We start from the raw sequence: 13,007 nt of genomic DNA on the forward strand, positions 1-13,007 counted from the left end.
GGATTTGATCAAGTTTTGCGTTTTCCCTTGATCCAGCGTATGGTTTCACGAGGTCTGTCACCTGACAAGTCAGGGTTAGTCGAAATAGGATGAACCAATTGGATTTGATCAAAAATAAGGCATCTGCAACTCCAACCGACAGCGGAAAACAACCCGCACATGAGCAGGTTTATCAAACCCTCAGATCTCAGATCCTGTTTGGGGAACTGGTCCCGGGGCAGCCTGTCACAATCCAAGGTTTGACTGATTCGCTGGGTGTTGGAATGACCCCGGTACGCGAAGCGATCCGACGGTTGATCTCGGATGGGGCACTGGTGTTTCAGGGCAACCGCCGCGTCAGCGTTCCGCTTTTGACCACCGCTGATATCGAGCAAATGATTTTTGCCAGAATTTCAATAGAATCAGAGCTTTCCAGGCGCGCAACTGGCAATTTGCAGGCGGAAGACATTGATCACCTGGAACGCGTTGACAAGCATTTGGATCGTATGATCGCGGATGGCGACGTCGGCGGATACCTGCGTTTGAACCAAACGTTTCATGAGACACTCTATTCCCATGCCAATGCCGCTATCCTCATTGATCTTGCCGAACGGCTATGGTTGCGCTTTGGCCCGTCTTTGCGGGTTGTTTGCGGTCGTTTTGGCACGCAGAGCCTTCCTGACCGGCACAAAGATATCATCACTGCATTGCGTAACGGCGACGCTGAAAAGGCGGCAAAAGCAACGGCCCAGGACATTGAGCAAGGTATGGAGCTGATCTCGGATTCCCTCAATTCCGCCTAATTCCCTCCGATTCGATTGACAGTATAAAATTTGATCATATTGTGATCCTCAACTGCTTTTGTGGGAGAATCTCTGATGTCCACCATCACCAATCATATGCCGACCGCAGAACTTCAGGCGCTGGATGCAGCGCATCACCTCCATCCGTTTTCCGCCAATGGCGCGCTGGGTCAGGAAGGTGCGCGTGTGATTACCCGTGCCAAAGGGGTTTACCTAACCGATAGTGAGGGTGAAGAGATTTTGGACGCCATGGCAGGTTTGTGGTGCGTCAATATCGGGTACGGTCGCGATGAACTGGCAGAAGTTGCCGCGCGCCAGATGCGTGAACTGCCCTATTACAACACGTTTTTCAAAACGACCCACGTTCCGGCCATTGCGCTGGCCGCAAAGATTGCCGAGCTGGCACCGGGCGATCTGAACCACGTCTTCTTTGCTGCGGGCGGGTCTGAGGCCAACGATACAAATATTCGTCTGGTGCGCACCTATTGGGCCGAAAAGGGCCAGCCGGACAAGAACATCATCATCAGTCGCCACAACGCTTATCACGGGTCTTCTGTAGGGTCTGCTTCGCTGGGCGGCATGGCAGGGATGCATGCGCAAGGTGGCATCCCAATCCCGAACATTCACCACATCAACCAGCCCAATTGGTGGGCCGAAGGTGGTGACATGTCGCCCGAAGACTTCGGACTGGCCCGTGCCCGCGAGCTGGAAGAGGCTATTCTGGAACTGGGTGAAGACCGCGTGGCCGCCTTTATTGCCGAACCCGTGCAGGGCGCAGGGGGCGTGATCGTAGCGCCGGATACGTATTGGCCGGAAGTCCAGCGCATCTGTGACAAGTACGACATTCTTTTGATCGCGGATGAGGTTATCTGCGGATTTGGCCGTACCGGTAATTGGTTTGGCTCGCAAACCGTTGGAATCAAGCCGCATATCATGACCATCGCCAAAGGGCTTAGCTCGGGCTACGCGCCGATCGGCGGGTCCATCGTGAATGACGAGATCGCCCAAGTGATCGGCGGCACCGAGTTCAACCACGGCTACACCTATTCCGGCCACCCTGTCGCCGCTGCTGTGGCGCTGGAGAACCTACGCATCCTCGAAGAAGAGAAAATCGTCGAGCATGTCCGCGACGTAGCAGCGCCCTATCTGAAACAGAAATGGGAGGCTCTGGCCGATCATCCGCTGGTGGGTGAGGCGAAAATCGTTGGCATGATGGCGTCGATCGCGTTGACCCCAGACAAGGCCAGCCGCGCCAAGTTCGCATCCGAACCGGGCACCGTGGGCTATATCTGCCGCGACCGTTGTTTTGCCAATAACCTGATCATGCGTCATGTGGGCGACCGGATGATTATCTCACCGCCCTTGATCCTGACCCCGGCAGACATCGATGAGATGTTTGTGCGGATCCACAAGTCATTGGATGAAGCGCAGGCCGAGATTATTGCACGGGGTTTAATGAAAGCGGCGTCTTAACCGGGTACGGTCCGGAACACGGAAAAGGCGGCTGGAATGGCCGCCTTTTGTTTTTTGGGCTTGGCCAGATGATACTGTCCAGTTTAGCCCTTGTTAGACATTCCTTTTTCCCGAGACGTTAGGATCCTTTGTGTCGCTGAGCCAAGACCTCGAACCCATTCTGGACGTCGTGAAACGAACCGACCCAAGCTTTGCGACGGTCGATCCAGAAAAGATCGACGCCAATATCGAAGCTGCGCGGAAGCACGCGACTCGGAATGCGCGAGAGCAGTTCTTGCTTTCGGCAATGCGCCTCTTGGCCCTTTCCGGCAACGGCCACACGCGCCTGATCCCGAACGACGCGATCTCAGTCCTGCCGCTGCGATTTGTGAGCTTTGGGAGATCGGTTTTTCTTACCAAAACCTTTACGCCACTTGCGGAACTTGCGCCCAGTAAGATGCTCGGCGTTAACGGTATACCAGTAGAAAAGATCGAACGCGCAGCAGCCTCTCTTCTGTCGGGAACACCGCAACGAAAGCGTGTAATTGGACCATTGATATTTGCCTGGCCAGCAGCGTTGGCCGAACTGGGTTTCGCACCATTCGGCCATGAGACACAGTATCACCTTCAAGGCGCAGACGGGCGCAGACAAACAGTAAGTGTGACGAACGGCGATACTGTTCTGGCGTCAGAAATGTATCCAAGGAACGAACACGGCAAAGTCGATCCCCTCAGGAATGACAAAGGGTTCGTGAAAATCCACGACTGTTCTGAAAATGGTCTCGCTTTGAAGCTGCCAAGTTTCTTCGATCCCAGTGAAAGCGCGCTTGCCGAAGCAATCGACAAAGCCGCCACACAGGTTCGGGCCCGCCGCGACAATTTCCTTGTCATCGATGTTCGGGGCAACACTGGGGGCGACTTTTTGGCAACCATGCCTCTGATCGATGCAATCACCGAAAGCACCCAGCGGTGCGGATGTGCGGTGTTGGTGGACAAATTCACCTTTTCTGCAGCAATCGTCTTTGTCGCGATCCTCAGGTATCGGCTTGGGCACAAGCTGAAGATCGTCGGTGAAGAAATGGGCGACGGGCTCAGGTTCTTTGCGGAAGGCGGCTTGATCGAGTTGCCAACCAGCGGCGCCGTTGTTCGATACTCAACTGCGCTTCACGATTGGGAAACCGGAACGACGGATCAAACGACGCCGCCTGACATCGCCCGTCAGCTCGTGCCTGTCCATAGGTTTGCAATTGATCAGGAATGGTTCTCGACACCGTTCGACACAACGCCTGAGGACATTGTCTACAACAGGCTGGTTGAAGAATTGGCTTAACGCAGTTGCGTCGCACACAACCGGCTCGAGCAAACATGGACAACTCGCTACTCGGTCACCGCAGCCGATCCAAAAGCTTCACAGTCGGATACCCGTCCGGGCGCAACCCCTGTGCCAGCTGATAGGCCCGCACGGCGTTGATCGTATTTGGTCCGGTACGCCCATCAATGCCCTTTGTGTCGAACCCGGCTTCGGTCAGGCGGGTTTGCAGTTCCTTTTTCTCGGAAAAACTCAACACCCGGTCCGCGCGCGGCCAGTTGGATTGAAACGGTGCGCCTCCGGCAAGCCGGTCAGACAGATGCCCGATCCCGATCACATAGGCGTCGGCCCCGTTATACGCTTCGATCACACTGAAATTGTCAAAGATCATCAAGGCAACGCCCTGCCCTCCGGCCGGAAGCAGGATCGCCGCCCGACCGTGGTCTGGAACAGCGTTGCCATCGGTTCCCACAACACCCTGTGCAGCCCATTCGGACGGCATCCGGGTGAAGTCTCGCCGGGCCGAAGCGTAGTCAAAGCCCGCGGGCAATCGCACCTCAACCCCCCAAGGTTGCCCCTTGGTCCAGCCGTGTTGTGCCAGATACGACGCCGCCGAGGCCAATGCATCCGTTGGATCGTCTGACCAGATGTTGCGGCGGCCATCTCCGTCAAAGTCGACCGCATGATCAAGATACGAGGTCGGCATGAATTGCGTGTGGCCCATCGCACCCGCCCAGCTGCCTAACATGTTCGCAGCGCTGACATCACCTGCCTGCACGATCTGCAGGGCAGCGATCAACTGGGTTTCGAAGAACTGAGCACGCCGTGCGTCAAAGGCCAGTGTCGCCAGAGACCTGAGCGTGCGGCTACTGCCACGATAGGACCCAAACGAGGTTTCCAGCCCCCAGATTGCCGTTACAACCTCTTTCTCGACACCATATTCAGCCTCAATCTGCTTCAGCACCTGCCGGTGCCGTTGCATGGCGGCACGCCCGTTTGACAATCGCGTGTCCGAAACCGCCGAGTCCAAATAAGCCCAAATCGGCTTCGAGAATTCGGCCTGATTTCGATCCCGCGCGATGATGTCTTCGTCAAAGGTTATGTCCGAAAACACCTGAGACAACGTCCGTTGCGTTATTCCCTGCTGCCGCGCCCTATCCTGAAACGCGCTCAGCCAGACCTGAAACCGTGCTGCCGCTGCTGCAGAAACCTGCAGCGCCTCGATCGATGGTCGCGGAACGGGTCGAAGCGAAACAGCCAAGTCTGCCGAAGCCAGCTGTATCGTTTCGCCAAGAGCATCACTGCCCGACCATTTTCCTGTGTCTGTTGTGTCCGCCTGCACCATGGATGCCCATAATGCGACGGTCATGACGCCGCCTACGCATTTATGCATACCGATTTTTCCTGATTACTGCTCAACCCTAAGGTAGCGCAAAATCGGCAAATCACAAAGCGCTCAGGCACCTGTCTCGCAGTCTTGTGCTTCCCGGTCGGCGCGGATGCGGGCCAGCACATCGCGCAGCATCGGCACCCGGTTTGGCCTAAAGCTTTGATCCGTCACGCACATATCCTGCATCCGGTCCAGGCGAAAAACGCGAAAATCCTGCCTCAGATGGCACCAGCTGAGCAACACATTCGAGCGGTCCATATAGACGATGCTAAGCGGATCCACGCGCCGACGCGTGGCCTCTCCCTTTGCGTCGGTATACGAAAACTCTACTGTGCGCTCGTCCCAGGCTGCCTGCCGCAGGGTTGAAGCGTCTATCGTCGGTGCCGGAGGACGATTAAATCGGGTGGCCGCCAGAATTGCGTGACTCAGCCTGTGCGACTGACGCGGTGGCAAGCGGCCCTGCAACTTTCGCAGTGCGGCACTGGCGGCATCCGCCAAGGCCGGGTCACCAATAACCTGTACTTCGCGCAGGCCCAGAACCAGCGCCTCAAGCTCATCATCGGTGAAACCCAGCGGGGGCAGCGTCGCGTCTTCGATCAGGGTAAACCCAAACCCCGCTTCACCGTCGATCACGGCCCCAAGACCACGCAGCGCATCGATATCGCGGTGGATGGTCCGAGCAGACACATCCAGATCCTGTGCCAGTTGCGCCGAGGTTTTCGGCGATGGGCCAGAACGCAGGGCCTGCATCAATTGGAACAATCGGGCTGTGCGAGACATGATACACCCTAGCTTAAACTTGATGTCAGTAACTGTCATCAGTGCCGACTAGGTATCAAGCATCCCCTTAGACGGAGCAAAGTGATGCTGACCCTTCTCACCTATCCTTCTGCCTTCGGCCTGTTCAGTGCCAGCCCGTTCTGCATCAAGACGGCTTTAATGCTGCAACATTCCGGCCAGAAATGGCAGCGCTCTGACATGCTTGATCCCCGAAAGATGCCGCACCAGAAACTACCCGTTCTGCGCACGCCCGATCGGCTGATCCCCGACAGTGACCTGATCCGTGACTGGCTGGAACAAGACCAGGGTGCGGATTTCGATCATGGGCTGACAGATGTTGAAAAAGCGCAATCCCGCGCTTTGGTGCGCATGGCCGAAGAACACCTGTATTTTCACATCGTTCTGGATCGTTGGGGCAATGACGACGTATGGCCGATCCTGCGTGAAACCTTCTTTACCGGGATACCGGCCCTGATCCGAAAGCCTGCGTCCAACGCAATCCGAAAATCTGTTCTTAAAGGGATCACGTCTCAAGGGATTGGGCGGTTTTCGCTGTCTGAAAGGTTGGACAGGGTTGAACGCGATCTCGAGGCGATCTCGGCCTATCTTTGGCAATCCTCCTTCCTGCTGGGGGATAAGCCGACGTCCGCGGACATGAGCGTCGGTCCAATGCTTGCTGCAATGCGCGCAACGCCTGCGGATACCCCGCTGACCCAGCGCATCAAACAGGATAATGTGTTGAACAGTTACGTGGACCGGATGGGACAGGCGATACCCGTTTGAAACCTTTTGATAACCCCAAAGTCGCCGCAGCATTCGAGGCCCTGGCACCGCCCGCGCGCGCAGGGGCCTTTGCGCTGCGTGACCTGATCATTGATACGGCAACAACTCTGCCCGCCGCCACCCCGCTGCGAGAGGAGCTGCGCTGGGGCCAACCTGCGTACCTGGCGCCCAAAGGATCAACGATCCGACTGGGGGCACACAAGGCGGCCAATTTTGCACTGTTTGTGCATTGTCAAAGCCGATTGATGGGTGACTTCACTTCAGCCTTCCCGAATGAAGATCGCATTGACGGGACCCGCGCTGTTCTGTTTGACGACCCGCATCAGATAGATCCGAACCGCCACGGGTGGCTGATCGCCCGGGCGCTGACCTATCACCTCTGACGGCGCTTGCGTTCCACCTTGCGCTTAATCTTGTCCTTCTTGCGCTTGGTGCTGACAGCCTTTCGGCGGGTCGCCCGCTTGGAATGACCCCGTCCGCGCGGCAGTGCCTGATCGTCGATCGACAAAAGTTCCAGTTCCAGACCGCCAGTAACAGGTGTTGCTTCGGTCAAGCGCACTGTGACACGCTGACCGATGGCGATGATCAGACCGGTATCCGATCCCATCAGCGTCCCGGCCTCGCGGTCAAAATGAAAGAACTCACGCCCAAGCGAACGCACTGGCACCAGCCCGTCCGCGCCGGTTTCGTCCATCTTCACGAAGGCCCCGAACCGGGCGATGCCGCTGATCCGGCCAGAGAACTCATTGCCCACCCGCTCGCTCAGATAGGCTGCCAGATAGCGGTCAGTTGTGTCCCGCTCGGCCATCATCGAGCGGCGCTCAGTGTCCGAGATGTGCGTGGCTGTCTCGTCCAAGCGCATGATTTCATCCTCGGTCAGCCCGTCCTTGCCCCAGCCATGGGCCGAGATCAGAGCGCGATGTACGATCAGGTCGGCATAGCGGCGGATGGGTGAGGTGAAATGTGCATAGTTGCGCAGAGCCAACCCGAAATGTCCGAAGTTCTCAGGGTTATAATAAGCCTGCGCCATCGACCGCAGAGTGGTCAGGTTGATGAGTTCCGCGTCCTCTGTCCCCGCAGCTGCGTTCAGCAATGCGTTCAGATGCCGGGTCTGCAATACCTGCCCCTTGGCCAGGTTCAAACCCGCCGCCTGTGCTGTTTCCCGCAAGCTTTCCAGCTTCTCAGGCGCGGGTTCCTCGTGCACACGGAACAACAGCGGGCGGCGTTTAGCAATCAAGGTTTCCGCGGCGGCGACATTGGCGAGGATCATGAACTCCTCGATCAGCTTATGGGCGTCCAGCCGGTCGCGGAACGCCACGCTCGTCACTTCCCCGGTTTCGGACAGGACGATCTTGCGTTCGGGCAGATCCAGTTCCAGCGGCTGCCGCACCGCACGGGCCTTTTTCAGGGCGGCGTACGCGGCATAGAGCGGTTTCAGCACCGGCTCCAGCAACGGCCCGGTGCGGTCATTCGGGGTGCCGTCAATGGCCTCTTGTACTTCTGTGTAATTCAGCGAGGCCGCCGACCGCATCAGACCACGTACAAACCTGTGCCCAATCTTGTTCCCATCCGCATCGATCTGCATTCGCACAGCGATACAGGCACGCGGCACCCCTTCGTGCAGGGAACACAAATCGCCCGACAAGCGATCCGGCAGCATCGGAACCACACGATCCGGGAAATAGCTGGAGTTACCTCGCTTTCGCGCCTCACGATCCAGGGCCGTTCCGGGCTGCACATAAGCGGCGACATCGGCAATGGCGACCCAGATCACGTGCCCGCCTGGGTTCTTTGGGTCGTCGTCGGCATGCGCGTAACAGGCGTCGTCATGATCCCGCGCGTCCGATGGGTCGATGGTCAGCAGCGGCATGTCACGCAGGTCTTCGCGGCCCTTCAAGCCAACAGGCTTGGCCTTGTCAGCCTCGGCAATCACCTTGTCGGGAAAGTCATCCGGGATGCCATGCTGATGAATCGCGATCAGTGACACCGCCTTGGGCGCGGTCGGATCACCCAAGCGTTCGACAATGCGCGCGCGCGGCAGGCCCATACGGTTTTTGGGTCCCGCCTGTTCCGCTTCGACCAACTCGCCGTCTTTGGCGCCCAAAACCGCGCCTTCAGGCACCAGCCATTCAGAAGAGCTTGCCTTGTCGATGGGCACAATCCGACCGCCCTCGGCCCCCTTGCGGAAGATACCGACGATCTTGCGCGGGTTGGTCCCGATGCGGCGGATCAGGCGGGCCTCGTAATTGTGATCTTCTTCATGCACCACAGTCAGGCGGGCCAGAATTCGGTCGCCTTCACCCAACGCCGGATCGCTGGCGCGGGTGATCAGCAGAACGATGGGCTCGACACCTTCGCCATGCCATTCCAGAGGACGCGCGAACAGGTCACCATCCTCATTCGGGGCCTTCACCTGCAACACACTGACCGGCGGCAGGCGATCCGGGTCACGATAGCTGCGCTTGCGCTTTTCCAGATGCCCTTCTGCCTCAAGCTCTTTGAGAATGCGCTTGAGATCGATCCGATCCGCGCCCTTGATGCCAAAGGCTTTGGCGATATCGCGTTTCGACGTCAGGGTTGGGTTCGCCGAGATCCAGTCAAGGACCTCCTGCTTGGTGGGGATGCGAGTCATATCTTCGGCCTATCACGCGTTTGCGACCGCGTCATGATCAAAAAACTTCAGGCTTTCAGATCGGCCACCGTATCCACGTCGCGCAGGTGATCCAGCAACGAGACCCGCGTGCCGGGAACCGTGGCCAACGTGTCCGACAAAGCGTGTTCCGTCGACCAGCGCACATTGCGAAACAAACCCGTCGGCAGAGCAGCGTAACGTTGCGCGCCGACCAGCCAGTAACCGCCATCCGGTGCAGGGCCAAACACCATTTGAGACCGCCCTAGCGCATCAAAAGCACCGGCAATATGCTTGCGCGTAATCCCCGGAATATCGGCACCGATCAGGCAAACCGGGCCTTTGGGCATGCCCCGCAGCATGCGACCCATTCGGTGTCCAAGATCACCACGCCCCTGTCCCGCGCGCGGCAGGTCAGCTGGCCAGATACGGCTGGTCAGACCCTCGGCATCTGGCGCCACGGCAAGGACGATTTGCCAACGCGGATCGCGCAGCCGACGGATCAAAGACCGGGTCTGATGCCGGAACCACCAGGCCGCACCAACCATGCCGATATCACGCCCCAGCCGCGTTTTCACACGACCCGGACGCGGCTCTTTCACCATGATCACCAACGTGCGCTGCATGGCTCAGGCAAAATAGTCCTTCAGGATACGCGTATAGATCGCCTTGAGCTGTTCGATCTGGGCCACTTCAACGCATTCATCCACCTGGTGCATGGTGCGCCCGACCAGCCCAAACTCGACAACGGGACAGTGGTTTTTGACGAAACGCGCATCCGATGTGCCCCCTGTTGTCGACAACTCGGGCGTGACACCGGTTTCCGCTTCGACCGCTTTGGCCACTAGATCAGACAGTGGCCCCGGCGGGGTCAGAAAGCTTTCGCCGGAAATCTTGATTTTCACGTCCACCTCAACGCCGTACTTGGCAGCCACCTGATCGGCCTCTGATCGCAACCAATCGCTTAGGTTTGCACCGGAATGCAGATCGTTGAAACGGATATTCACCGCGCCGCTGCACCGGGCTGGGATCACGTTGGTGGCAGCGTTCCCGGTGTCGATCGTAACAACTGCCAATGTAGAGGCGTCGAAGTGGTCCGTGCCCTGATCCAGCTCGTGACTTGCCAGCCGATCCATCAGCCGCGCAATCGCAGGTAAAGGGTTCTTGGCCCGATGCGGATAGGCCGAATGCCCCTGAACGCCGGTGATCTGAAACCATGCCGTCATCGAGCCGCGACGGCCGATCTTCATCATCTCGCCCATCGTGTTCGGGCATGTGGGCTCACCTACCAGACAGACCGACATGCGCTCATCCGCGCTGTTCATGTAGTCGAGCAAGGCGGTGGTGCCGTCCAGCGCATCACCTTCTTCATCACCCGTGATGGTCAGGATGATGGCCCCGTCCGGCGGCGTGTCGCGCACGAAATCCACCGCCGCAGCGGCAAAGGCCGCAACGGCTGATTTCATATCGGTAGTGCCGCGCCCGTACATCACACCATCCCGCACCTCGGCCCCGAAAGGCGGCATCGTCCAGGCCGCTTCGTCGCCTGTCGGAACAACATCGGTATGGCCGTTGAACCCAAAGCTGCGCGCATGGCCTTTCTGGCCCCACCGAGCGAACAGGTTACTGATGCCCCCACGGTCGACGCGCGTGCATTCAAAGCCCGCATCCGACAGAACCGACCCAAGCAATTCAAGCGCTCCACCCTCTTCAGGTGTGACCGATGGGCAACGGATCAGGTCGGCTGTCAATTGAACGGGGTCGGTCATGCAGGGGCCTCAGAAACTACGTCTTTTGCGGGTTCGCGCACAGATTCAACGAATTGGCCGGTTTTCCAACCCCAATCGACAAAAAAATCGATCACCTGAATGCAAAGGTGTCAAAGCGACACCCCAACCCCTTATGACAATTTACCCAGCGACCACCTTGCCGTGCGCCGCACAATCGCGTTACAGGGCCGCGAAACAGGTGAATTGAATATGAAGCGCGCTTTATACGCTCTGATCTGCCTGACTTTCGCCGTCATCGCACAGCAGAGCCTGGCACAGTCCCTTTCTGTCACAACCGTGACCCGCCCTCCGTTTTCCTATGTCGAAGACGGGGCCGAAACGGGTTTCTCGATGGACTTGCTGGCTGCACTGGCTGAGTCCCTGAATTGGGATTACACCGTCAACCGCGTGGATGCCTTTGCAGACATGCTGGGCGCTGTGCAGGATGGGTCTGCTGACCTTGCCATCGCCAATATCTCGATCACGGCGATGCGTGAAACGCAAATGGATTTCAGCCAGCCGATCTTTGAGGCCGGGCTGCAGATCATGGTGCCGTCAGACGCAGTGCGCCAGCCTTCCTTGGTACAGGCACTGCTGTCCAAAGAACTCTTCATCGCTATCGGTCTGGCCTTTGCCATTCTCCTTGGCGGCGGCATGTTGATGTGGAGCTTTGAGCGCCGCGCCCAACCCTATTTTGACCGCAAACTGAACGAAGCCTGGTTTCCATCGTTCTGGTGGGCGCTGAACCTGGTTGTGAATGGCGGCTTCGAGGAACGTATGCCCCGTACCCCGTTTGGGCGAATGTTGGGGGTTGTGCTGGTTGTATCGTCATTGTTCATCGTATCGGTCTTTACCGCACGCATCACGTCGGTCATGACGGTGGACGCGATTACCGGTAGTGTGAACTCGGTTAACGATCTCTACGGTAAAAATGTCGGCACCATTTCCAACTCGACCGCGGCAAGTTTTCTAAACCGGCGTGAGATCGAATTCACCGGCTATCCTGGACTGGAGCAGATGCTGGACGCTTTCAAGGCCGAGGAACTTGACGCCGTCGTGTTTGACGCGCCTGTCCTGTCCTATTTCGCCTCGCATGAGGGGCGGCGGATCGCGTCTATGACGGGTGGCATCTTCCTGCGCGAAAACTATGGCATCGCCTTTCCGACAGGCTCGCCGCTGGTCGAGGATGTCAATCAGGCCCTGCTGGCACTGCGCGAAGACGGAACCTATGACGAAATTTATCGCAAATGGTTCGGGATGCGGAACTAGGCTTCTGCCTCGTCTCCAAAAAACGGCGTCATCTGCGCAACGATTACAGCATTTTCGTCCAGCGCGCGCTGCATTAGGGCACGTTCGTCCGGTTCGATATCGTGACCCTGCGCCTCGCGTTCGGCTAGTGTGCCATACCCGGTGACGTCCAACGGTGCCGTGTCGGCCTGCTTCAGTATCGCTACAGTTTCGCGAACGGCCTCGGCCTCGTCTACGCCACTGGCATAGCAGATCAACGCCGCGCCGGTCGCCCCTTCGGGCAGCCCGTCACCATCCTTGCGGCCGATCTGGACCAGAAGAGTATAAACTTGCTGGCGCGAAGGTTTCTTTTGCTTTTCCATGCGCAGGGCCATAGCTGCGTGCCCGCCGACGGTCAAGAAGCCCGGAATTGCAGACGGGCAATCTGGCGTCCATAGTACCGGTAAACAGCCGAACCATGACAACACAGGACAATTTCATGACCTATCCCGATTTCATCACAGCCTTTCCCAGCCTTGATGTCCCGTTCCCGGAAGACGTAGTTCAAACCGCCGTGATACGGTCGGATGCAGGATTGGTCGCGTTTTTCACGTTTCTCAAGGACTTCGAACTGCCTGCACATTCCCACAAAGCCCAATGGGGAACGGTAATTGAAGGTGAAGTTGAACTGACTATCGGTGCAGAGACCAAAACATACCGTCCGGGCGACAGTTATTCGATCCCGTCGGGGGTCGAACATGGCGGTAAGATCAAGGCGGGTACTCGGGTGATCGACGTTTTTGAAGAACCGGACCGCTATCCGATCAAAGTCTGAATCACAAAAAAAGGGCTGCTGCAAAAGCGACAGCCCTTCATTGATGTTTTG

General features: G+C 57.8%; 13 protein-coding genes. 7 read left to right on the forward strand and 6 right to left on the reverse strand.

The window, feature by feature from the left end; all coding sequences use genetic code 11:
* Window positions 1-98: 98 nt before the first annotated feature.
* The 3 genes from ACXADZ_RS15840 (at window position 99) to ACXADZ_RS15850 (ending at window position 3,564) form a co-directional block, all read left to right on the forward strand.
* Window positions 99-782, forward strand: coding sequence for a GntR family transcriptional regulator (locus ACXADZ_RS15840; protein WP_475197771.1), 684 nt, complete (start codon window positions 99-101; stop codon window positions 780-782).
* A 75-nt stretch (window positions 783-857) separates the two neighbouring features.
* Window positions 858-2,255, forward strand: coding sequence for an aspartate aminotransferase family protein (locus ACXADZ_RS15845; RefSeq protein WP_475197773.1), 1,398 nt, complete (start codon window positions 858-860; stop codon window positions 2,253-2,255).
* Between the two features lie 130 nt (window positions 2,256-2,385).
* Window positions 2,386-3,564: a S41 family peptidase gene (locus ACXADZ_RS15850; RefSeq protein ID WP_475197775.1), complete on the forward strand. Its 1,179-nt coding sequence runs from the start codon at window positions 2,386-2,388 to the stop codon at window positions 3,562-3,564.
* 55 nt (window positions 3,565-3,619) lie between these two features.
* Here ACXADZ_RS15850 and ACXADZ_RS15855 read toward each other — a convergent pair whose 3' ends face one another.
* Window positions 3,620-4,912 (reverse strand): lytic murein transglycosylase, encoded by a 1,293-nt coding sequence (locus ACXADZ_RS15855; protein WP_475197778.1) that lies wholly within the window; start codon window positions 4,910-4,912, stop codon window positions 3,620-3,622.
* A gap of 87 nt (window positions 4,913-4,999) precedes the next feature.
* The gene (locus ACXADZ_RS15860; RefSeq protein ID WP_171095754.1) at window positions 5,000-5,713 is read right to left on the reverse strand and encodes a helix-turn-helix transcriptional regulator; all 714 of its coding nucleotides are present in this window, start codon (window positions 5,711-5,713) and stop codon (window positions 5,000-5,002) included.
* Window positions 5,714-5,797: 84 nt separating this feature from the next.
* Between ACXADZ_RS15860 and ACXADZ_RS15865 the strand changes: the two genes are divergently transcribed.
* Both ACXADZ_RS15865 and ACXADZ_RS15870 read left to right on the forward strand, forming a co-directional pair.
* Window positions 5,798-6,496: a glutathione S-transferase family protein gene (locus tag ACXADZ_RS15865; protein WP_475197784.1), complete on the forward strand. Its 699-nt coding sequence runs from the start codon at window positions 5,798-5,800 to the stop codon at window positions 6,494-6,496.
* Entirely contained in the window at window positions 6,493-6,879 is a 387-nt protein-coding gene (locus ACXADZ_RS15870; protein ID WP_475197788.1) for a DUF1801 domain-containing protein, read from the forward strand. The genes ACXADZ_RS15865 and ACXADZ_RS15870 overlap by 4 nt, the downstream gene beginning before the upstream one ends.
* Here ACXADZ_RS15870 and rnr read toward each other — a convergent pair.
* From rnr to dapE, 3 genes are read right to left on the reverse strand one after another with little or no spacing between them, the layout of a single operon-like run.
* Window positions 6,870-9,128 (reverse strand): ribonuclease R, encoded by a 2,259-nt coding sequence (rnr, locus tag ACXADZ_RS15875; protein WP_475197791.1) that lies wholly within the window; start codon window positions 9,126-9,128, stop codon window positions 6,870-6,872. The two genes, ACXADZ_RS15870 and rnr, sit on opposite strands and share 10 nt — an antisense overlap.
* A gap of 47 nt (window positions 9,129-9,175) precedes the next feature.
* Window positions 9,176-9,751, reverse strand: coding sequence for a TIGR04282 family arsenosugar biosynthesis glycosyltransferase (locus ACXADZ_RS15880; RefSeq protein ID WP_171670315.1), 576 nt, complete (start codon window positions 9,749-9,751; stop codon window positions 9,176-9,178).
* Window positions 9,752-9,754: 3 nt separating this feature from the next.
* The gene (dapE, locus tag ACXADZ_RS15885; RefSeq protein ID WP_475197796.1) at window positions 9,755-10,894 is read right to left on the reverse strand and encodes a succinyl-diaminopimelate desuccinylase; all 1,140 of its coding nucleotides are present in this window, start codon (window positions 10,892-10,894) and stop codon (window positions 9,755-9,757) included.
* Between the two features lie 210 nt (window positions 10,895-11,104).
* Between dapE and ACXADZ_RS15890 the strand changes: the two genes are divergently transcribed.
* Complete coding sequence (locus tag ACXADZ_RS15890) at window positions 11,105-12,163, forward strand: transporter substrate-binding domain-containing protein (protein ID WP_171095742.1); 1,059 nt, start codon at window positions 11,105-11,107, stop codon at window positions 12,161-12,163.
* Here the strand turns inward: ACXADZ_RS15890 and ACXADZ_RS15895 are convergent.
* A complete protein-coding gene (locus ACXADZ_RS15895; RefSeq protein ID WP_253284805.1) occupies window positions 12,160-12,516 on the reverse strand; it encodes a hypothetical protein in 357 nt (118 codons plus the stop codon). The two genes, ACXADZ_RS15890 and ACXADZ_RS15895, sit on opposite strands and share 4 nt — an antisense overlap.
* Before the next feature lie 104 nt (window positions 12,517-12,620).
* Here ACXADZ_RS15895 and ACXADZ_RS15900 point away from each other — a divergent pair, with 104 nt between their 5' ends.
* Window positions 12,621-12,956, forward strand: a complete 336-nt coding sequence (locus tag ACXADZ_RS15900) for a cupin domain-containing protein (protein ID WP_171648341.1) — start codon at window positions 12,621-12,623, stop codon at window positions 12,954-12,956.
* Window positions 12,957-13,007 lie beyond the last annotated feature (51 nt).

Source organism: Ruegeria sp. ABM4_193 (genome assembly GCF_056158705.1).

Excerpts from the sequence above, each read along its gene's own strand:
- ACXADZ_RS15845 (WP_475197773.1), top strand. The coding sequence starts at position 858 with ATGTCCACCATCACCAATCATATGCCGACCGCAGAACTTCAGGCGCTG.
- ACXADZ_RS15855 (WP_475197778.1), bottom strand. The coding sequence starts at position 4,912 with ATGACCGTCGCATTATGGGCATCCATGGTGCAGGCGGACACAACAGAC.
- ACXADZ_RS15860 (WP_171095754.1), bottom strand. The coding sequence starts at position 5,713 with ATGTCTCGCACAGCCCGATTGTTCCAATTGATGCAGGCCCTGCGTTCT.
- ACXADZ_RS15865 (WP_475197784.1), top strand. The coding sequence starts at position 5,798 with ATGCTGACCCTTCTCACCTATCCTTCTGCCTTCGGCCTGTTCAGTGCC.
- rnr (WP_475197791.1), bottom strand. The coding sequence starts at position 9,128 with ATGACTCGCATCCCCACCAAGCAGGAGGTCCTTGACTGGATCTCGGCG.
- ACXADZ_RS15880 (WP_171670315.1), bottom strand. The coding sequence starts at position 9,751 with ATGCAGCGCACGTTGGTGATCATGGTGAAAGAGCCGCGTCCGGGTCGT.
- dapE (WP_475197796.1), bottom strand. The coding sequence starts at position 10,894 with ATGACCGACCCCGTTCAATTGACAGCCGACCTGATCCGTTGCCCATCG.
- ACXADZ_RS15890 (WP_171095742.1), top strand. The coding sequence starts at position 11,105 with ATGAAGCGCGCTTTATACGCTCTGATCTGCCTGACTTTCGCCGTCATC.
- ACXADZ_RS15895 (WP_253284805.1), bottom strand. The coding sequence starts at position 12,516 with ATGGCCCTGCGCATGGAAAAGCAAAAGAAACCTTCGCGCCAGCAAGTT.
- ACXADZ_RS15900 (WP_171648341.1), top strand. The coding sequence starts at position 12,621 with ATGACCTATCCCGATTTCATCACAGCCTTTCCCAGCCTTGATGTCCCG.